The following is a 20143-nucleotide window of genomic DNA, read 5'->3' as shown; positions in this document are numbered from 1 at the left end:
GACGCACACCCGGGGCGGATCGTTCCATATCCGGCGCAACCCATGGGCGCGGAGGGCCTTCTGAGCCTCTGACCGCACCGATTCGGCCGACGCGCACACGACAACGACGGTGAAGATGAGCCAATACATCAAGGATGCCGCAGACACTCCGGAAGCCGCCGACGCCGAGCCGGAGGCGACCCGCCGTCACGCGGGAGACACGGAGAGCAGCCGGGCCAGCCGGGGCTGGTGGGACCGGAACGCCGACGACTACCAGCGGGAGCACGGGTCCTTCCTGGGGGACGACCGCTTCGTCTGGGGGCCCGAGGGGCTGGACGAGGCCGACGCGGAGCTGCTGGGCCCGGCCGGGTCGCTGAAGGGACTGGACGTCCTGGAGATCGGCGCGGGCGCCGCACAGTGTTCGCGCTGGCTGGCCGCGCAGGGGGCGCGCCCGGTGGCGCTGGACCTCTCCCACCGGCAGCTCCAGCACGCGCTGCGGATCGGGGGCGGCCTTCCGCTGGTGGAGTCCGACGCCACGGCGCTGCCGTTCCGGGACGGCTCCTTCGACCTCGCCTGTTCCGCGTACGGCGCGGTGCCGTTCGTGGCGGACCCGGTGCGGGTCTTCTCCGAGGTGCACCGGGTGCTGCGGCCGGGCGGGCGCTGGGTCTTCTCGGTCACCCATCCGCTGCGCTGGGCCTTCCCCGACGAGCCGGGCCCCGAGGGGCTGAGCGTGTCGGGTTCCTATTTCGACCGCACTCCTTATGTGGAGCAGGACGAGCGGGGGCGCGCGGTCTATGTGGAGCACCACCGGACCCTGGGCGACCGGGTGCGGGACGTGGTCGCGGGCGGCTTCCGGCTGGTGGACCTGGTCGAGCCGGAGTGGCCGGCGTGGAACGGTCAGGAGTGGGGCGGCTGGTCCCCGCTGCGGGGGAATCTGATCCCCGGCACGGCGATCTTCGTCTGTGTGAAGGAATCGTCGGCCGCGTAGAGGGTGTGGGGGCGTAGGGGCCGGGGTGCCCGCGGACTGTCCACAGCCCCGATCATTTGTCATACAAGCCGATGATCAGACCGTGACTGTGGACAGGGCGGCGCAGGCCCCGGCCGGACGTACCAGACTGAACGCATGATCCGAACCGACGCACTCGACCGGCTCCCGGTCCGTGACGCCCTGCCCGAGCTGTTCACCGCGCTCGACGGGCGGGGGACGGCGGTGCTCTCCGCGCCGCCCGGCACCGGCAAGACCACGCTGGTCCCGCTGGCCCTGGCCGGTCTGATCGGTGGGCGCCCCGCCGCACGGGTCCTGGTGGCCGAGCCCCGGCGGATGGCCGTCCGGGCGGCGGCCCGCCGGATGGCGTGGCTGCTGGGCGAGGAGGTGGGCGGGGCGGTCGGCTACACCGTCCGGGGCGAGCGCCGCGCGAGCCCGGCGACCCGGGTGGAAGTGGTGACCACCGGGGTTCTTCTCCAGCGTCTCCAGCGCGACCCCGAGCTGCCCGGGATAGACGTGGTGCTGCTCGACGAGTGCCACGAACGCCATCTGGACGCGGACACCGCGATGGCCTTCCTCCTGGACGTACGGGCGACGCTCCGGCCGGACCTCCGGCTGATCGCCGCCTCGGCGACCGGGGACACCGGGACCTGGGCCCGGCTGCTGACATCCCTGGAGGACGGCGCGGACCCGGCGCCGGTGGTCGTGGGCCGGGGCGAGGGGCACGGCGCGGACGCCGTCCACGCACCGCCGCCGCCCGGACTCCGGCCCGCGCACGGCACCTGGGTGGATCCCGGGCTGCTGCGGCATGTGGCGGCGACGGTGCGGCAGGCCCTCGACCGCCACGAGGGGGACGTGCTGTGTTTTCTGCCGGGCACCGGGGAGATCGCGCGGACGGCCGGGCTGCTCGACGGTGTGGACGCCGAGGTGCTGCAACTCCACGGGCGGGCTGCGGCGGCCGTGCAGGAGGCGGTGCTGCGCGGCGGGGAGGGCCGGCGGCGGGTGGTGCTCGCGACCTCGGTCGCCGAGTCCAGCCTGACCGTGCCCGGGGTGCGTGTCGTCGTGGACTCGGGGCTGACCCGGGAGCCCCGGGTCGACCACGCCCGGGGGCTCGGGTCGCTGGCCACGGTCCCGGTGTCGGCCGCGGCGGCGGTCCAGCGCCTCGGCCGGGCGGGGCGCGAGGCCCGGGGCACGGTGTACCGCTGCTGGTCGGCGGGGGACGACGTCCGGCGGCAGCCGTTCCCCTCCCCCGAGATCAGGATCGCGGACCTGGCCTCGTTCGCCCTGCGGGCGGCCTGCTGGGGCGACCCCTCGGCGGCCGGGCTCGCGCTGCCGGACGCCCCGCCCCCGGGAGCGATGGCGGCGGCACGGTCGGTGCTGACCGCGATCGGCGCGGTGGACGAGGAGGGCCGGGCCACCGAGCGGGGCATACGGATGTCCCGCATGGGGGTCCACCCCCGGCTGGCCCGGGCACTGATCGACGCGGCACCCGAGGCGGGCGCGGACCGGGCCGCCGAGGTCGTGGCACTGATCGGCGAGGAACCGCCGCGGGAGTACGGCGACGATCTCGTGGAGGCGTGGCGCCGGGCACGGCGCGGCGGCGACGCCTACGCGGCCCGCTGGCGGGCGGAGACCCGACGGCTGACCGCGGCGCTCCCGGGCCCGGGCGGCGGAACCGCCCCGCGCGGCCCGTCCGGCGGGCGCGGGGACGACGCGGTGGCCGGGCTCGTCACCGCTCTCGCCTTCCCGGAACGGGTGGCCCGCGCCCGTGGGGAGGGTGCGTTCCTCATGGTCTCCGGAACCGGGGCCGAGGTGGCGGCGGGGTCCGGGCTGCGCGGGGCCCGCTGGCTCGCGATCGCGGTCGCGGACCGTCCGGCGGCGTCGGCCTCGGCGCGGGTGCGGCTCGCCGCCGTGGTGGACGAGGGGACGGCGAGCACGGCGGCGGCCCATCTCGGCCGGGCGGGTGAGGAGGTCCGCTGGGAGGACGGGGACGTGGTCGCGCGGGAGGTGCGGCGGCTGGGCGCGGTGGAACTGTCCGCCCGTGCGCTGAAGGACCCCGACCCCGGAGCGGTACGGGCGGCGCTGCTGGCGGGGCTGCGCACCGAGGGGCCGGGGCTGCTGCGCTGGCCGGCGGAGGCGCGGGGACTGCGGGAACGGCTGGCCTTCCTCCACCGGGAGCTGGGGGCGCCCTGGCCGGACGTCTCGGACGAAGGACTGCTCGGGCGCGTGGACGACTGGCTCGAACCCGAGCTGTCGCGGGCCCGCCGACGGGCCGATCTGGAACGTGTCCCGGTGCTGGAGGCCCTGCGGCGGCTGCTGCCGTGGGCGGGCGGGGAGGCGGCCCGGCTGGACGAGCTGGCACCGGAGCGGATCGAGGTCCCCAGCGGCTCCCGCATACGGGTGGAGTACGGCGGGGAGCGGCCAGTGCTGGCGGTGAAGCTCCAGGAGATGTTCGGACTGCGGGAGACCCCGGAGGTGGCGGGGGTGCCCGTGCAGGTGCATCTGCTCTCCCCCGCCCGTCGGCCGGTGGCGGTCACCGCCGATCTGGCGTCGTTCTGGGCGGAGGGGTACCACTCGGTGCGGGCGGAGCTGCGGGGGCGCTATCCGAAGCACCCGTGGCCGAAGGACCCGTCGGCCGCCGAGCCCACCCGCCACACCAAGGCCCGCCAGGCGGCGCGGGGTGCGTCGGGGGATTCCTGACCCGGCGCCGGGTCCGCCCCGGCGCACCGCCGGGACGCCCTGCCCGTGGGCAGGGACCGCAGGGCCCCTGCCCACGGGCGCGGCGGGGCTCGCGGTGGCGCGGTCAGGCGGATGAGGGGTGGTGGTCGGCAGGGGTGGGGGGAGCGGGGGCGGGGAGGGGGAGGGGGGAGGGGCGGGCCCAGGCTTCCAGGAAGAGCGCGAGCACCAGCAGCCCCCCGCCCGCCCCCAGCGCCCCCCACGGACCGTACGAAGTGAGCAGCAGGACCAGCAGCCGTTGGGAGGTGACCAGGTCGACGGTGTGGTCGAGGTAGTCGGGGCGCATCTTCACATGGCCGGCGAAGACGGTGACCCGGTCGCGTCCGCCCAGCAGGGTGCCGCCGCGCAGTTCTTCGCGGTGGATCTCCTCGCCGTTGACGGGGGCGCCGGTGACGGGTTCCACCCAGAACATACGGCGGGTGGTGTACCAGCGGGTGGTGCCGGTCTGCTGTTCCAGGGTGGCCGCCCGCACCCCGGGGATGGGCATCGTGCGGGGGTAGGGGACCTTGGTCCAGGGGATCGTCTGTTCGAAGTAGTAGACCTCCAGGCCCCGGAAGGTGCGGGTGCCCCGGTAGTGGATGGGGGCGGCGGTCCGGGTCTGGGCGTCGAAGTAGCGGTAGTCGCGTTTCTCGGTGAGGAAGGGCCATTTGAAGGCGAGGCCCTCGCGGCAGACGGGGGTGCCGTCGACCATCTCACCGGGGGCGTGGACGGGGTCCTGGGTGTGGGCGTCGAAGACATAGCGTTCGGGGATCTGCGAGATCATCGCGCCGTCGGGGCCCTGGACATGGGCGAGGGTGTCCCAGACGACGACGTCGCGGCCGGTACCGCGTTCGATGCGTTCGGACTCCTCCACATTGCCCTTCAGGGTCTGGACGATGGTGACCTTCTCGACCTGCCGGGCGCGGAGGGTGCCGTAGTCGAGGAGGGTGGCGGGCCTCGCCTCCATCACGACCTCCTGGTACTGGCCGGGCGGGACCTTGGCGAGGCGGGGGAAGGCGTACCAGCGCAGCAGCGGGGCGAGTGCGGCGCAGAAGGCGGCGAGGGCGAGGAGTACGAGTCCGGCGCGGCGGCGCATGGGCCCTCCCTACTTCTTGGGGCCCGGGACGGTGGTCAGCAGCGGTTCGGGAGAGGTGCCGTCCTGGGGCGGGCCGATGGCGGTGGCGGTGAGGACGAGGGCGACGGCGGCGGCCAGCCCGAGGGCGGCGGCGGCGAGGGGGCGCATGATCGGCCTCCCGGGGCTGTGGAGATCCCAAAGGGTCTGATGGCGCGTCAGGGACAGGGCACCGTAGCAATCGGACCGTGAGATGAGAACAGAGCGGACCGCCCCGCTGCCGAGGGGCTGCGGGGCGGTCCGGGAGTGGTGGCCGGGTGCGGGGTCAGCGCGCGGACGGCGACGGGCTCGGGGAGATGCCGGGGAGGGTGGGGAGGACGGGGATGGTGGTGATCTCCTCGGTCACCGTGAGGGGCACGGAGACGGTCCCCCCACCGGTGGTGGCGGTGATTCGGAGGTCAAAGGTGCCGATCTCGCCGTCGGTGTAGATCTTCGGCAGCACCAGGGCGCCCTTGGCGTCGGTGACGAGGGCGAGCGTCCGCAGCGGCTTGCCGTCGACGTCCTTGAAGTAGGGACCGGTGACGGCCGGTACCACGTCCGGGCCGGCCGTGAAGAGGCTGACGGTGACGGCGACGCCGGAGGCGACAGTGCCGCGGTGGGTGGCCCGGATCTCCACGGGCTCCGTGAACTCGGAGTCGACGGGCGCTGTCAGGGGCGTGTCGCCCACCCACTCCAGGAGGTCGGCGGCGCGCGGGGTCACCTTGGCGGCGACCTCGACACCGGGCGCCGGATGGCCGACCACGGTGGCACGGACGATGAACGACCCGGTCTTCTCCCCCGCCGTGAGCACCGGGGCGACGACCCGGCCGTCGGCGGCGGTGGTGAGGACGGCGCTCGTCCGGCCGCCGGGGAAGCGGGTGTCCGTGGCTCCGACGATCTGGAAGCGCACCGCCTGCTCGGCGACCCCGCGACCCTGGGCGTTCTCGACGCGGACGGCGACCTTCGTGGTGAACTCGCGGCCCGCCATGGCGGTCACGGTGGCGGCGCCCACGTTCTCGATGCGGGAGACGGGGGACACCGGCGGCTTCGTGGGCGGCTTGGGCTTCGGCGGGGTCGGTGGCTTCGCGGGCGGCCGGTTGCCGGGCTTGTCCTTGTCGCCGGGCTTGGGCAGATCGGTGTCGACGGGGGGCTTCTTCGGCGGCTTGGGCTTCGGGGTGGAGCCGCCCGAGAAGCCGCTGCCGGGGCTGTCGGGGGCGCCGGCTCCGGGCAGCGGGCCCGTTCCGTCCGGGACGGAGTGGGTGCCCTTCTTGTAGTACTCGAACCAGGAGAGCACGGTCCGCAGATAGACGCGGGACTGGTTGTAGCCGAGGATCGCCTCGTCGAGGTCGACCTGATCGCGCAGGTCCCGGTCGCCCGCGCAGAGGTAACGGCCCGCCGCGAGGGCGGCGTCATGGATGTTGTTGGGGTCCTTGCGCCCGTCGGCGTTGGCGTCCTGTCCCCAGGTGGCCCAGGTGGAGGGGATGAACTGCATGGGCCCGACGGCACGGTCGTAGGTCGTGTCGCCGTCGTAGGCGCCGTTGTCGGTGTCGGAGATATTGGCGAAGCCGACGCCGTTGAGCACCGGGCCGAGGATGGGCGTACGGGTGGTGCCCTGGGCGTCGACCTGGCCGCCACGGGCCTGCCCGGACTCCACCTTGCCGATCGCGGCCAGCAGTTGCCAGGGCACATGGCAGCCGGGGTCCGAGGCCGAGATGGTCTTCTCGGCGTTCTTGTAGGCGGCGAGAACGGTCGCCGGGATGCCCGCCTCGGTGGGCGTGGTGCTGCCCTGCTCCTCGGCCGGGAGGTCGACGGAGGTCCCGGGCTTGTCCGGGGTGACCAGGGGCGGAAGGTCCGTGTAGTAGGGCGAGTTGCCGGTGACCGGCGAGTCGTTGCCGGGGTCCGTGTCGGCGGCGCCCTGTCCGGGGCTGCCCTCACCGCCGCCGAGGGTCGTGTGCGTGACGCCGGGTGCCTGCGAGGCGGAGAGAGCCGCCACGGCGGCGGCGGCCACGGCGGTGGTCGTCGCTCCCCTGCGCAGCCGTCGACCGAATTCCGCTGCCATACGTCTGTTTCCCTCCCCGAAAGCGGCTGCCCGCGCTCCCCTGTGCGATAACGGAGACATCCCCGGCGACCCTACGTCAACCACCGGCGTCGGCATACCGTGCCCTGGCTGCTTTTCACCAGTTCGTCACCTGGGCGGCGAAGCGGCGGCCCGCTGTCTCCGGGGCGGGGCGTGCGCGAGCCCTCGGGCCGGATGGCGGCACCACCCGGCCCGAGCTGGGGTCCTCGGCTCAGTGGGCGGCCGACTCCCAGTCCGCGCCCACGCCGACCGAGACGTCCAGCGGTGCGCTCAGCTCCACAGCGGAGGACATCTCGCGGCGCACGATCGTCTCGACTTCGTCGCGCTCGCCCGGGGAGATCTCCAGCACGATCTCGTCGTGGACCTGGAGCAGCAGCCGGGAGGAGAGGCCGGCCTCGCGGAGCGCCCGGTCCACCCGGAGCATCGCGATCTTGACGATGTCGGCCGCCGTGCCCTGGATCGGGGCGTTGAGCGCCATGCGTTCGGCGGCCTCGCGGCGCTGGCGGTTGTCGCTGTTGAGGTCGGGCAGGTAGCGGCGGCGGCCGAGCATCGTCGCGGTGTAGCCGGTGGCCCTGGCCTCGTCCACGACATGGCGGAGGTAGTCCCGGACCCCGCCGAACCGCTCGAAGTAGGTGTCCATCAGGGCCCGGGCCTCGCCCGCCTCGATGTTGAGCTGCTGGGAGAGACCGAACGCCGACAGGCCGTAGGCCAGCCCGTAGGACATCGCCTTGATCTTCCGGCGCATCTCCGCGTCGACCTCGGAGGTCGCCACGCCGAACACCTGGGAGGCGACCGTGTTGTGCAGGTCCTCGCCGGAGGTGAAGGCCCGGATCAGCCCCTCGTCCTGGGAGAGGTGCGCCATCACCCGCAGTTCGATCTGGCTGTAGTCGGCGGTCATCAGGGACTCGAAGCCCTCGCCGACGACGAAGCCCCGGCGGATGGCCCGGCCCTCGTCGGTGCGCACCGGGACGTTCTGGAGGTTCGGGTCCGTGGAGGAGAGACGGCCCGTCGCCGCGACGGTCTGGCTGAAGGTGGTGTGAATCCTGCCGTCGGCGGCGACGGTCTTGATCAGGCCCTCGACGGTGGAGCGCAGCCGGGCCTGCTCCCGGTGGCGCAGCATGATCACCGGCAGTTCGTGCTCGGTCTGGCCGGCGAGCCAGGCGAGCGCGTCCGCGTCGGTGGTGTAGCCGGTCTTGGTCTTCTTCGTCTTGGGGAGGTTCAGCTCGCCGAAGAAGACCTCCTGGAGCTGTTTGGGCGAGCCGAGGTTGAACTCGTGGCCGACGGTGGCGTGGGCCTCCTTCACGGCCTGCTGCACGGCGCCCGCGAAGAGGTGTTCCATCGATTCCAGATGGGCCCGGTCGGCGGCGATGCCGTGGCGCTCCATCCGGGCCAGCAGTTCGGAGGTGGGCAGCTCCATGTCGTGCAGCAGCTCGGTGGCGCCGACCTCTTCCAGCCGCGCGGTGAAGGCGTCGCCGAGGTCGAGCACGGCACGGGCCTGGGCCATGAGGGCGTCGGCCTCGGCGTGCTCGTCGGTGCCGAAGGCGAGCTGTCCGTCGGCGGCGGCCGGGACCAGTTCGCGGTGGAGGTATTCGACGGAGAGGGCGTCGAGGGCGAAGGAGCGGCGGCCGGGCTTGACGAGGTAGGCGGCGAGGGCGGTGTCCATGGTGATGCCGTCGACGCGCCAGCCGTGCTCGGGGAAGACCCGCAGGGCGTCCTTGGCGTTGTGCATCACCTTGGGGCGGGCGGGGTCCGCGATCCAGGCGGCGAAGGCGCGCTCGTCGGCCTCGTCCAGCCGGGTGGTGTCGAACCAGGCCGCCTTGCCGTCGGCGGCGGCGAGGGCGATCTCGGAGACCTGGCCGGTGCCCAGGGACCAGCTCGTCACGGTGGCCACGCCGAGCGGCTGCGCCCCGTGGCTCTCCAGCCAGGGCGCCAGCTCCCCGGTGGCCAGTACCGAGCCGTCCAGCTCGATGCCCGCCTCGGGGGCGGGGGCCTCGTCCTCGGTGGCGCCGGGGTCGACCGCCAGCAGCCGCTCGCGCAGGCTGGGGTTGCGGATCTCCAGGATCTCCAGGAAGTTCTTCAGCGCGGAGCGGTCGTAGGGGGCGCGCTCCAGCCCGGCGACCGGCTTCGCCAGTTCGACGTCGCGGACCAGCTCGGTCAGGTGGCGGTTGAGCTTGACGGCCTCCAGGTGGTCGCGGAACGACTGGCCGACCTTGCCCTTGACCTCGTCGGCCCGTTCGACCAGCTCGGCGAAGGAGCCGAACTGGTTGATCCACTTGGCGGCGGTCTTCTCGCCGACGCCGGGGATGCCGGGGAGGTTGTCGGAGGGGTCGCCGCGCAGGGCGGCGAAGTCGGGGTACTGGCTCGGGGTGAGCCCGTACTTCTCCTGGACCTTCTCCGGGGTGAAGCGGGTCAGCTCGGAGACCCCCTTGGTGGGGTAGAGCACGGTGGTGTGCTCGCTGACGAGCTGGAAGGAGTCCCGGTCCCCGGTGACGATCAGGACGTCGAAGCCCTCGGCCTCGGCCTGGGTGGCGAGGGTGGCGATGATGTCGTCCGCCTCGAAGCCGTCGACCGCGAAGCGCACCGCGTTCATGGTGTCGAGCAGCTCGCCGATCAGCTCGACCTGGCCCTTGAACTCGTCGGGGGTCGCGGAGCGGTTCGCCTTGTACTCGGGGTAGTCCTTCGAGCGCCAGGTCTTGCGGGAGACGTCGAACGCCACGGCGAAGTGGGTCGGCGCCTCGTCACGCAGGGTGTTCGCCAGCATCGACGCGAAGCCGTAGATGGCGTTGGTCGTCTGGCCGCTCGCGGTCGAGAAGTTCTCCGCGGGCAGCGCGAAGAACGCCCGGTACGCCAGGGAGTGCCCGTCCATGAGGAGCAGCCGGGGGCGGTTGTCGTCTGGGGTCTTCTTCGATGCTGTCCGATCCACGGACACGATCCTGCCACGGACCACTGACATCGCCGTCCACGCCGGCCGCCGGGGCGCCGTTGTCGGTGGGGCGTGACAGGATCGGAAGGGCCGGGGGAGACCGGAGGAGCCGGCACCCGGCAGCATCCGCAGGACCTGTACGGCCCGCAGATTCCGCGCTCAAGGGGGAGCACGATGGCCCGTAAACCACCCGTAGGCGATCCGGTCCAGGACGCCCCCGAGGTCGGCGCGCCCGAGCACGCCGCGGCCGGTCTGCCCGCGATCGGGCACACCCTGAGGGCCGCCCGGCGCCAGATGGGGGTGCGGCGGACGGCCGCGACCCTGCTCAAGGTCAACCAGAAGGACGGTTTCGACTGTCCGGGGTGCGCCTGGCCCGAGGGGGACCGCCGCCATGTGGCGGAGTTCTGCGAGAACGGCGCGAAGGCGGTGGCCGAGGAGGCGACGCTGCGCCGGGTGACGCCGGAGTTCTTCGCCGCGCATCCGGTCGCGGAGCTGGCCGGGCGCAGCGGGTACTGGCTGGGCCAGCAGGGCCGGATCACCCATCCCATGTATCTCCCGGCGGGGGCCGCGCACTATGAGCCGGTGAGCTGGGAGCGGGCCTTCGCGATGATCGCGGAGGAGCTGACGGCGCTGTCCTCGCCGGACGAGGCGGTCTTCTACACCTCGGGGCGTACGAGCAACGAGGCCGCGTTCCTGCTCCAGCTCTTCGCCCGGGAGTTCGGTACGAACAATCTCCCTGATTGTTCGAACATGTGCCATGAGTCCTCGGGGTCGGCGCTCACGGAGACCCTGGGGGTCGGCAAGGGCAGTGTCTCGCTGGAGGATCTGCACCAGGCCGATCTGATCATCGTCGCCGGGCAGAACCCGGGGACCAACCATCCCCGGATGCTCTCCGCGCTGGAGCGGGCCAAGTCCGCCGGGGCGAGGATCATCTCGGTGAATCCGCTGCCCGAGGCGGGCATGGAGCGGTTCAAGAACCCGCAGACCGCCCGGGGCATGCTCCGGGGGACTCCGCTCAACGACCTCTTCCTCCAGATCCGCATCGGCGGCGACCAGGCGCTGTTCCGGATGTTGAACCGGCTGGTCATCGAGGCGGACGGCGGGGTGGACGAGGAGTTCGTGCGGACGTACACCCATGGGTACGAGGCGTTCCGCGGGGCCGCGCTGACGGCGGGCTGGGACGAGACGCTGGCGGCGACGGGGCTGGAGCGCGCGGAGGTGGAGCGGGCGCTGGCGATGGTCCTGGAGTCGCGCCGTACGGTGGTGTGCTGGGCGATGGGTCTGACCCAGCACAAGCATGCCGTGGCCACCATCCGTGAGCTGGTCAATTTCCTGCTGCTGCGGGGCGCGGTCGGCCGTCCGGGGGCGGGTGTCTGCCCCGTGCGCGGGCACTCCAATGTCCAGGGCGACCGCACGATGGGCATCTTCGAGCGTCCGGCGGCGGCGTTCCTGGACGCGCTGGAGAAGGAGTTCGGTTTCGCCCCGCCGCGCCATCACGGCCTCGACGTGGTCCGCTCGATCCGGGCGCTGCGCGACGGCGGGGCGAAGGTGTTCTTCGCGATGGGCGGGAACTTCGTGGCGGCGAGTCCCGACACCGGGGTGACCGAGGCGGCGATGCGCCGGGCGCGGCTGACCGTCCAGGTCTCCACCAAGCTGAACCGTTCCCATGTGGTCACCGGCGCGCGGGCGCTGATCCTGCCCACGCTGGGGCGTACCGACCGGGATGTGCAGCGGGGCGGGCGGCAGGTGGTTACGGTGGAGGACTCCATGGGGATGGTGCACGCGTCCCGCGGGAATCTGCCCCCGGCCTCTGCGGAGCTGCTCTCGGAGCCCGCGATCGTGGCTCGGCTGGCGCGGGCGGTGCTCGGCCCGGGATCGGCGACTCCGTGGGAGGGGTTCGAGGCGGACTACGGGACGATCCGCGACCGGATCGCGCGGGTGATCCCCGGCTTCGAGGACTTCAACGAGAAGATCGCCCGGCCGGGCGGGTTCACGCTGCCGCACGCCCCGCGTGACGAGCGCCGCTTCCCGACGGCCACGGGGAAGGCCAATTTCACCGCGGCCCCGGTGGAGTATCCGCGGGTGCCCGAGGGGCGGTTGCTGCTTCAGACGCTGCGCTCGCACGACCAGTACAACACCACGATCTACGGTCTGGACGACCGCTATCGGGGGATCAGGGGCGGGCGCCGGGTGGTGCTGGTGCATCCGGAGGACGCGGCGGGGCTGGGGCTCGCCGACGGCGCGTACACCGATCTGGTCAGTGAGTGGACGGACGGCGTGGAGCGGCGGGCCCCCGGCTTCCGGGTGGTGCACTATCCGACGGCGCGGGGGTGTGCCGCGGCGTACTACCCGGAGACGAATGTGCTGGTGCCGTTGGACTCGACGGCGGACACGAGCAACACCCCGGTGAGCAAGTCCGTGGTGGTGCGGTTCGAGAACCCCGGGACGGAGAACCCCGGGGCGGTGGGACTCGGAACGGAGGGACTCGGGACGGAGATCCCCGGAACGGAGGGCCCGGGGACGGGGAGCCCTGCGACGGAGAACCCCTGAGCGGAAGCCGCTGAGCGGAAGCCCCGGGCGGCGAGCGGAAGGGGACGCTCCTACCCCGGGGGAGGGGCCCTCGCACGTCCACGGGGGTGTGATCTTCGCCCCGGCGGGAAATCCCCGCCGGGGCTAAGCGTTCGCTCATCCCGTTTGCTAGAACGGTGCGCACAGCATGCGACCACACCCAGAACGGAGCCGTGCCATGGGCGACGAGTCACCCGTGAAGTTCCCGCAAGAGGTCATCGACGAGTACACGGCGCTCGGGGTGGATCTGCCCACGCTGTTCTCCGCCGGCAGCATCGGCAACCGTATGGGCATCCGGGTGCAGGAGGTGTCGGCGGAGCGGGTGGTGGGGACCATGCCGGTGGAGGGCAACACCCAGCCGTACGGTCTGCTGCACGGCGGCGCCTCGGCGGTGCTCGCGGAGACCCTGGGCTCGCTCGGCGCGATGCTGCACGGCGGCAGCTCCCGGATGGCGGTGGGGGTGGACCTCAACTGCACCCACCATCGCGGCGCGCGGTCCGGGCTGGTCACCGGGGTGGCGACGGCGCTGCACCGGGGGCGTTCGACGGCCACGTACGAGATCGCCATCACCGACGACCAGGGGCGGCGGGTGTGCAGCGCCCGGCTGACCTGCATGATCCGGGATATGCCCGCGCCGGGTGTCGCGCGGCGTGACGACGCGGGCTGAGGCCCTCCCCCACCGCTCGACCGCGGCCCTGTCGCCCGCCCGGACACCCCGGGCCCGGCGGCAGGGCCGCCGCCGTGCTCTCGCCCGCCACACCCCCGTCGACATCACTCTCCGTAGCCGGAATCCGGATGTGGACATCCGGATTCCCCGCCCCTCCCCGCACCCCTCGGGGCCGCAACCGGACATCCGCGCACCATGGCCCCTGTCAGTACCAAGATCCCCTCAAGGGCCTGAGCAGAACTGCCTGTTCTGGAGTTTTGGACGCCCGTTTCCTGCGGCGGATCGCCCCTTCTGTCCCACTCCCTGCACCGGATGTTGGCCAGGTCATAACAAGAACGTCACATCCTGCTGTCGTTAGTGACCCTCCCCATCGCCTACGCCTAGAGTCACGGCCAGTTACCGCGCCGCCGGGCGCAGTCAGCACGGCCCGTGTACCTCCATGTACGGCCCGGCGACTCCACGGCACCTCAGGGGGAGGGGCCGCGCCAGGGAAAGGACTCATCGTGCGCAACCGTTCCTTGCTCATACTCACCGCCGTGGTCACCACGGGGGCGCTCTCGCTCACCGCCTGCGGATCGCGCGACGACAACAAGAAGTCCGAAGGCGGCAGCAGCAGTAAGACCACGGTGATCATCGGCGTCGACGCCCCGCTGACGGGCTCGCTGACCGCCCTCGGCCAGGGCATCAAGAACTCCGTGGATCTCGCGGTCAAGACCGCGAACAAGAACAACGAAGTACCGGGCGTCGAATTCAAGACGGTCGCCTACGACGACCAGGCCGTGCCCGCGTCCGGTCAGGCCAACGCCCAGAAGCTGGTGGGCGACGGAAAGGTCCTCGGTGTGGTGGGACCGCTGAACTCCGGAGTGGCCCAGTCCATGCAGGGCGACTTCGCCAAGGCCAATCTGACCCAGGTCTCCCCGGCCAACACCAACCCGGCGCTCTCGCAGGGCAACAAGTGGGGTGAGGGCAAGAAAGAACGTCCCTTCAAGACCTACTTCCGCACCGCCACCACGGATGTGGTCCAGGGCAAGTTCGCCGCCCAGTACCTCTTCAACGACGCCAAGAAGAAGAAGGTCTACGTCGTCGACGACAAGCAGACCTACGGCGCCGGGCTCGCCCAGATCTTCTCCGCCGAGTTCAAGCGCCTCGGCGGCAAGGTCGTCGGCGAGGACCACGTCACGGTGAAGGAGACCGACTTCTCCAGCACCGCCGACAAGGTCAAGGCGTCGGGCGCGGACTCGGTCTACTTCGGCGGGCAGTACCCCGAGGGCGGTCTTCTCTCCGACCAGATCAAGAAGGTCGGGGCGAAGATCCCCACCATGGGCGGTGACGCGCTCTACGACCCCGCGTTCATCAGCGCCTCCGGCGAGCCCAACGAAGGCGACATCGCCACCTCCGTCGGCTACCCGATCGAGAAGCTGGACACGGCGAAGAAGTTCATCGCGGACTACAGCGCCGGCGGGTACAAGGACCCCTACGCGGCGTACGGCGGCTACTCGTACGACGCGGCCTGGGCGATCGTCCAGGCGGTCAAGACCGTGGTGGCCGCCAACGGCAACAAGGTGCCGGACGACGCCCGCGCCAAGGTCACCGAGGCCATGTCCAAGGTCTCCTTCGCCGGTGTGACCGGGCAGGTCGCCTTCGACGAGTACGGCGACACCACCAACAAGCAGCTCACCGTCTACACCGTCAAGAACGGCAAGTGGACCGACCTGAAGAGCTCCACGTTCCAGGACTGACCAGGCCCTTCGAACCCCGCTTTCCCTGAACCAGCCGCGCGAGGGTGCAGACCGCGCCCTCGCGCGGAGTCATATCCGACACGCTCATCGGAGGCTCTGCGGTGAACGAACTGCCGCAACAGCTGGCGAACGGCCTCGCTCTGGGTGCCCTCTACGGTCTCATCGCCATCGGGTACACCATGGTCTACGGCATCGTGCAGCTCATCAACTTCGCCCATGGCGAGATCTTCATGATCGGGGGCTTCGGCGCCCTCACCATCTATGTCTGGCTTCCCAGCGGCGTGTCGCTGGCAGTAGCGATACCCCTGATGATCATAGGTGGCGCCATCGCCGCCGTCGGCGTCGCGACCGCCGCCGAGCGGTTCGCCTACCGCCCTCTGCGCGGGGCTCCCCGACTCGCGCCGCTGATCACCGCGATCGGTCTCTCCATCGCCCTTCAGCAGCTCGTCTGGGGTTTCTACCCGGACGCCAAGAAGCACAAGAGCTTCCCCGAGTTCACCGGTGACGCCTTCCGGATCACCGACGACCTGCTCATCCAGCGGGCCGACGCCTTCGTCCTGATCCTGGCGCCGCTGTGCATGCTCGCCCTGGGGCTGTTCGTCTCCAAGAGCCGCAGCGGACGCGCCATGCAGGCCACCGCGCAGGACCCGGACACCGCGAAGCTCATGGGCATCAACACCGACCGGATCATCGTCATGGCCTTCGCCGTCGGCGCCGCGTTCGCCGCCGTCGCCGCCGTCGCCTACGGCCTGGACAAGGGCCAGATCAACTTTGAGATGGGCTTCATCCTCGGACTCAAGGCCTTCACCGCCGCGGTCCTCGGCGGCATCGGCAATATCTACGGCGCGATGGTCGGCGGGGTCGTCCTCGGCCTCGCCGAGTCGCTGTCGATCGCGTACATCGAGGACATCCCGGGCATGAGCCAGCTCGGCGGCGGCGCCTGGTCCAATGTCTGGGCCTTTGTCCTGCTCATTCTCGTGCTGCTCGTCAGGCCGCAGGGTCTGCTCGGTGAGCGCGTCGCGGATCGGGCGTGAGAACCATGACCACAGAAGACACCACCACCCAGGCCACCGGCGCGCAGACCGCGGCGGACGACTCCCGTAACCGCGCGCTCCGCACGACCGTCGCGGCGGGCGGCCTCGCCACCGTCGCGAGCACCTTCCTCGCCTGGACCTGGACCGACGCGTTCCCCGGCGATCTCACCGTCTACGGCTACCCGGGCGGCCTCCAGGTCCTGTCCCTGGTGGCGGGCATGCTCGTCGCCCTCGGGGCGCTCGCCGCCCTCGGCGTCAAGGGGCTCGGCTGGCTGGTGCCTGCGGGCAGCAGCCAGGCCCTGCGGATGTACGCCCTCGGGGCGTTCGGCACCACCTGGTTCACCGTCGTCGCCATCGCCGTCCAGCTCGACGGCCTGGTCAACCTCGAACCGGGCGGCTACGCCGCCGCCGTGGCCTCGGCGGTCCCGCTGGCCGCGTTCGCGCTGCCGGACGACAGCCGCAAGGCGGCCCGGCCCCGGGAACTGCCCTCCTGGGCCGAGATCCTGATCATCGTCGCCGTCTTCGGCCTCGGGCTGTTCGTGATCACCTATGGCATCGACACCGAGGGCGCCGAGCTGTTCACCGGCTATCTCCTCTCCGTCGGCTTCGCCGTCGCCGGTCTGATCAAGGCCGGGGTGTTCGTCCGGCTCTCCGCGCTCACCGCCAAGTACCGCCAGGTGACGATGATCGCGGCGTTCACCGCCGCCGCGGCCTTCCCGTTCACCCAGAACACCGACACCTACACCCTGATCGCCGTCAACATCCTCATCTTCGCGACGGTCGCCCTCGGTCTGAACATCGTGGTGGGGCTGGCCGGTCTGCTGGACCTCGGCTATGTGGCCTTCCTCGGCGTGGGCGCGTACACCGCCGCGCTGGTCTCCGGCTCGACGGCGTCGGCGTTCGACGTGCAGTTCCCGTTCTGGGCGTCCGTCCTCACCGGCGCGGTGGTCTCACTGATCTTCGGCGTGATCATCGGCGCCCCCACCCTGCGGCTGCGCGGCGACTATCTCGCCATCGTCACCCTGGGCTTCGGCGAGATCTTCCGGATCGCGATGGGCAACCTCGACGGGGTGTCGGGCCCGCACATCACCAATGGCCCCAACGGCATTCCCAACATCCCCGACCTGGAGTTCTTCGGCTACAACTTCGGTGAGCCGCATACGGTCCTCGGGGTCGAGCTGGGCAGCTACGCCAACTACTACCTGCTGATGCTGCTGGCGATGGTGCTGGTCGTCGTGGTCTTCACCCGGGCGGAGAACTCCCGGATCGGGCGTGCCTGGGTGGCCATCCGGGAGGACGAGACCGCCGCCACCGCCATGGGCATCAACGGCTTCCGGGTCAAGCTGATCGCCTTCGCCCTCGGTGCGACCCTCGCCGGGGTCGCCGGAACCGTACAGGCCCATGTCCAGCACACCGTGGTGCCCGAGATGTATCAGTTCGCCGGTCCGGTGCCGCCCAACTCCGCCTTCTTGCTCGCCGCCGTGATCCTCGGCGGCATGGGAACGGTCAGCGGTCCGCTGCTCGGCGCCACGCTGCTGTACATGATCCCGGCGAAGCTCCAGTTCCTCCAGGACTACCAGCTCCTCGGCTTCGGCATCGCGCTGATCGTCCTGATGCGCTTCCGCCCCGAGGGACTGATCGCCAACCGCCGGGCCCAGCTCGAATACCACGAGCCCCAGCAGGCCGACCAGACGGACCAGGCCGATCTGCCCGAACGACCGCTGGGCGGCGCGGGCACCGGCGCCACCAAGGCGGGGGCGTGAACGCCATGACGACGACCACCATCGATATGCCGACCACTCCGGTCCTGGAGGCCAGCGGGGTCACCATGCGGTTCGGCGGTCTCACCGCCGTGCGCTCGGTCGACCTCACCGTCGGGGCGGGCGAGATCGTCGGCCTCATCGGCCCCAACGGAGCCGGGAAAACCACCTTCTTCAACTGTCTCACCGGCCTCTATGTCCCCACCGAGGGCCAAGTCCGCTACAAGGGCACCCTGCTGCCGCCCAAGCCGCACCTCGTCACCACGGCGGGAGTGGCGCGGACCTTCCAGAACATCCGGCTGTTCGCCAATATGACCGTTCTGGAGAATGTCCTCGTGGGGCGGCACACCCGCACCAAGGAGGGGCTGTGGTCGGCGCTGCTGCGCGGCCCCGGCTTCAAGAAGGCCGAGGCGGCCTCGCACGAACGGGCCATGGAGCTGCTGGAGTTCGTCGGTCTGAGCCACAAGGCCGACCATGTCTCGCGCAACCTCCCCTATGGCGAGCAGCGCAAGCTGGAGATCGCGCGGGCGCTGGCCAGCGACCCCGGGCTGCTGCTGCTCGACGAGCCGACGGCCGGGATGAACCCGCAGGAGACCCGGGCGGCCGAAGAGCTGATCTTCGGCATCCGGGACCAGGGGGTGGCGATCCTCGTCATCGAGCACGACATGCGTTTCATCTTCAACCTCTGTGACCGGGTGGCCTGTCTGGTCCAGGGAGAGAAGCTGATCGAGGGGACCGCCGAGACGGTCCAGGGCGACGAGCGGGTCATCGCGGCCTATCTCGGGACGCCGTTCGAGGGCGCGCCGGGCGCGGAGGAGCTCGCGGAGGTGGAGGCGGCCGAGGCCCACAGCGCCGAAGCCCACCGCGACGGCACGGACAGCACCACCCGCCCGGAAGGGGAAGCCCAGTGACCGCACTCCTTGAGGTCGAGGACCTGCGGGTCTCCTACGGCAAGATCGAGGCCGTGAAGGGGATCTCCTTCACCGTCGAGGCCGGGCAGGTGGTGACCCTGATCGGCACCAACGGCGCGGGCAAGACCACCACGCTGCGCACCCTGTCGGGGCTGCTGAAGCCGACGTCGGGGCGGATCGTCTTCAACGGGCAGCCGCTCGGCCAGATCCCCGCGCACAAGATCGTGGCGCTGGGGCTGGCCCACTCCCCCGAGGGGCGGCATATCTTCCCCCGGCTGACCATCGCCGAGAATCTCCAGCTCGGCGCGTTCCTCCGGTCCGACAAGGCGGGTATCGCACGGGACATCCAGCGGGCTTACGAGCTGTTCCCCATTCTCGGGGAGCGCAGCAGGCAGGCGGCGGGCACCCTCTCCGGAGGGGAGCAGCAGATGCTCGCGATGGGGCGGGCGCTGATGTCCCAGCCGAAGCTGCTGATGCTGGACGAGCCCTCCATGGGGCTCTCGCCGATCATGATGCAGAAGATCATGGCGACCATCACCGAGCTGAAGGCCCAGGGCACCACGATTCTGCTGGTGGAGCAGAACGCGCAGGCCGCGCTCTCGCTCGCCGATCAGGGGCATGTGATGGAGGTGGGTTCCATCGTGCTCTCGGGCACGGGCCGGGATCTGCTGGTGGACGAGTCGGTCCGGAAGGCGTATCTGGGCGAGGACTGAGCGGCGTCGCCGCGACTGATCGGCGTCATCGCTCGGAATACGGAGTACGGGTGAGGGCCCGCTCCCCGGTCCGGGGTGCGGGCCCTCGTCCATGGCGCGGGGCCGGGAGCGGGCGCGGGGAGCCGCGGGGGGCTACTGCCCCTTGGCCGCCTTCTTCTCCTCGGAGTCCTGGATGACCGCTTCGGCGACCTGCTGCATGGAGAGCCTGCGGTCCATCGAGGTCTTCTGGATCCAGCGGAACGCGGCCGGTTCGTTCAGCCCGTACTCGGTCATCAGGACGCTCTTGGCCCGGTCGACCAGCTTGCGGGTCTCCAGCCGCAGGGAGAGGTCGGCGACCTCCTTCTCCAGGGCCTTCAGCTCGGTGAAGCGGGAGACGGCCATCTCGATGGCGGGGACGACATCGCTCTTGCTGAACGGCTTGACCAGGTAGGCCATCGCCCCGGCGTCCCGGGCCCGCTCGACCAGGTCGCGCTGGGAGAAGGCGGTCAGCATCAGCACGGGGGCGATGGACTCGGCGGCGATCTGCTCGGCGGCGGAGATCCCGTCCAGAACGGGCATCTTCACATCGAGGATGACCAGGTCGGGGCGGTGCTCACGGGCCAGCTCGACCGCGCGTTGGCCGTCTCCGGCCTCGCCCACGACCGCGTACCCCTCTTCCTCCAGCATCTCTTTGAGGTCGAGCCGGATCAGCGCCTCGTCCTCCGCGATCACCACACGGGTCGTCAGCGGGGGAATGTGCGATACGTCGTCGTCGGCGACAGGCTGGGGTGAGTCGGGGGCGGTCACGGGACTCCTCATTCCAAGGCAGGGTGCTCACCACGAGCCTACCCAGCTCCTGTAAGGTGGGGACACGAAGGGTGTCCCCAGCCCTTTGTTTCTAAGGGCGCCCCGGTAGCCCAGCGGTAGAGGCAGTGGTCTCAAACACCATCCAGCGTGGGTTCGAATCCCACCCGGGGTACAT

The 20143-nt window shown here is 71.3% G+C and carries 14 protein-coding genes and 1 tRNA gene; 10 read left to right on the top strand and 5 right to left on the bottom strand.

Annotation, left to right across the window (positions count from 1 at the left end; all coding sequences use genetic code 11):
- Window positions 1-115 precede the first annotated feature (115 nt).
- Together CRV15_RS22375 and hrpB are read left to right on the top strand one after the other, a co-directional pair.
- Window positions 116-967 (top strand): class I SAM-dependent methyltransferase, encoded by an 852-nt coding sequence (locus tag CRV15_RS22375; RefSeq protein WP_003956641.1) that lies wholly within the window; start codon window positions 116-118, stop codon window positions 965-967.
- 135 nt (window positions 968-1102) lie between these two features.
- Window positions 1103-3664: an ATP-dependent helicase HrpB gene (hrpB, locus tag CRV15_RS22370; RefSeq protein WP_003960099.1), complete on the top strand. Its 2562-nt coding sequence runs from the start codon at window positions 1103-1105 to the stop codon at window positions 3662-3664.
- Between the two features lie 103 nt (window positions 3665-3767).
- Here the strand turns inward: hrpB and pgfA are convergent, their stop codons facing one another.
- From pgfA to polA, 4 genes are all read right to left on the bottom strand, one after another.
- Window positions 3768-4775: a cell envelope lipid trafficking protein PgfA gene (gene pgfA, locus CRV15_RS22365; protein ID WP_065757181.1), complete on the bottom strand. Its 1008-nt coding sequence runs from the start codon at window positions 4773-4775 to the stop codon at window positions 3768-3770.
- 9 nt (window positions 4776-4784) lie between these two features.
- Window positions 4785-4922 carry an SPW_0924 family protein gene (locus CRV15_RS22360; protein WP_003956636.1) on the bottom strand — a complete coding sequence of 46 codons (138 nt, stop codon included), beginning with the start codon at window positions 4920-4922 and terminating at the stop codon, window positions 4785-4787.
- A gap of 154 nt (window positions 4923-5076) precedes the next feature.
- Entirely contained in the window at window positions 5077-6849 is a 1773-nt protein-coding gene (locus tag CRV15_RS22355) for a lytic transglycosylase domain-containing protein (protein WP_003956635.1), read from the bottom strand.
- 229 nt (window positions 6850-7078) lie between these two features.
- Window positions 7079-9733 (bottom strand): DNA polymerase I, encoded by a 2655-nt coding sequence (polA, locus tag CRV15_RS22350; protein WP_009995826.1) that lies wholly within the window; start codon window positions 9731-9733, stop codon window positions 7079-7081.
- Between the two features lie 231 nt (window positions 9734-9964).
- On the opposite strand from polA, the gene CRV15_RS22345 reads away from it, so the two are divergent.
- The 7 genes from CRV15_RS22345 (at window position 9965) to CRV15_RS22315 (ending at window position 19182) form a co-directional block, all read left to right on the top strand.
- Window positions 9965-12340 (top strand): FdhF/YdeP family oxidoreductase, encoded by a 2376-nt coding sequence (locus CRV15_RS22345; protein ID WP_003956633.1) that lies wholly within the window; start codon window positions 9965-9967, stop codon window positions 12338-12340.
- Window positions 12341-12536: 196 nt separating this feature from the next.
- Entirely contained in the window at window positions 12537-13025 is a 489-nt protein-coding gene (locus CRV15_RS22340; RefSeq protein ID WP_009995830.1) for a PaaI family thioesterase, read from the top strand.
- 503 nt (window positions 13026-13528) lie between these two features.
- Complete coding sequence (locus CRV15_RS22335; RefSeq protein ID WP_003956631.1) at window positions 13529-14764, top strand: branched-chain amino acid ABC transporter substrate-binding protein; 1236 nt, start codon at window positions 13529-13531, stop codon at window positions 14762-14764.
- 101 nt (window positions 14765-14865) lie between these two features.
- Entirely contained in the window at window positions 14866-15798 is a 933-nt protein-coding gene (locus CRV15_RS22330; RefSeq protein ID WP_003956630.1) for a branched-chain amino acid ABC transporter permease, read from the top strand.
- A gap of 5 nt (window positions 15799-15803) precedes the next feature.
- A complete protein-coding gene (locus CRV15_RS22325; RefSeq protein WP_003960104.1) occupies window positions 15804-17561 on the top strand; it encodes a branched-chain amino acid ABC transporter permease in 1758 nt (585 codons plus the stop codon).
- A gap of 5 nt (window positions 17562-17566) precedes the next feature.
- Window positions 17567-18469 (top strand): ABC transporter ATP-binding protein, encoded by a 903-nt coding sequence (locus CRV15_RS22320; protein ID WP_003960105.1) that lies wholly within the window; start codon window positions 17567-17569, stop codon window positions 18467-18469.
- Window positions 18466-19182, top strand: coding sequence for an ABC transporter ATP-binding protein (locus tag CRV15_RS22315; protein ID WP_003956627.1), 717 nt, complete (start codon window positions 18466-18468; stop codon window positions 19180-19182). Before CRV15_RS22320 ends, CRV15_RS22315 begins: the two co-directional genes overlap by 4 nt.
- Window positions 19183-19314: 132 nt before the next feature.
- Here the strand turns inward: CRV15_RS22315 and CRV15_RS22310 are convergent, their stop codons facing one another.
- Window positions 19315-19968 carry an ANTAR domain-containing response regulator gene (locus tag CRV15_RS22310; protein WP_003956626.1) on the bottom strand — a complete coding sequence of 218 codons (654 nt, stop codon included), beginning with the start codon at window positions 19966-19968 and terminating at the stop codon, window positions 19315-19317.
- A gap of 99 nt (window positions 19969-20067) precedes the next feature.
- On the opposite strand from CRV15_RS22310, the gene CRV15_RS22305 reads away from it, so the two are divergent.
- Window positions 20068-20140: transfer RNA gene (locus CRV15_RS22305), tRNA-Leu, on the top strand.
- Window positions 20141-20143: the final 3 nt, after the last annotated feature.

The sequence above is a fragment of the Streptomyces clavuligerus genome (assembly GCF_005519465.1).
Classification (GTDB): Bacteria; Actinomycetota; Actinomycetes; order Streptomycetales; family Streptomycetaceae; genus Streptomyces; species Streptomyces clavuligerus.
This window is presented reverse-complemented; position numbering and strand designations above follow the sequence as displayed.

What these genes read in the sequence shown, in the direction of transcription:
- CRV15_RS22375 (WP_003956641.1), top strand. Translation starts at nt 116, where the DNA reads ATGAGCCAATACATCAAGGATGCCGCAGACACTCCGGAAGCCGCCGAC.
- hrpB (WP_003960099.1), top strand. Translation starts at nt 1,103, where the DNA reads ATGATCCGAACCGACGCACTCGACCGGCTCCCGGTCCGTGACGCCCTG.
- pgfA (WP_065757181.1), bottom strand. Translation starts at nt 4,775, where the DNA reads ATGCGCCGCCGCGCCGGACTCGTACTCCTCGCCCTCGCCGCCTTCTGC.
- CRV15_RS22360 (WP_003956636.1), bottom strand. Translation starts at nt 4,922, where the DNA reads ATGCGCCCCCTCGCCGCCGCCGCCCTCGGGCTGGCCGCCGCCGTCGCC.
- CRV15_RS22355 (WP_003956635.1), bottom strand. Translation starts at nt 6,849, where the DNA reads ATGGCAGCGGAATTCGGTCGACGGCTGCGCAGGGGAGCGACGACCACC.
- polA (WP_009995826.1), bottom strand. Translation starts at nt 9,733, where the DNA reads ATGGACGGGCACTCCCTGGCGTACCGGGCGTTCTTCGCGCTGCCCGCG.
- CRV15_RS22345 (WP_003956633.1), top strand. Translation starts at nt 9,965, where the DNA reads ATGGCCCGTAAACCACCCGTAGGCGATCCGGTCCAGGACGCCCCCGAG.
- CRV15_RS22340 (WP_009995830.1), top strand. Translation starts at nt 12,537, where the DNA reads ATGGGCGACGAGTCACCCGTGAAGTTCCCGCAAGAGGTCATCGACGAG.
- CRV15_RS22325 (WP_003960104.1), top strand. Translation starts at nt 15,804, where the DNA reads ATGACCACAGAAGACACCACCACCCAGGCCACCGGCGCGCAGACCGCG.
- CRV15_RS22320 (WP_003960105.1), top strand. Translation starts at nt 17,567, where the DNA reads ATGACGACGACCACCATCGATATGCCGACCACTCCGGTCCTGGAGGCC.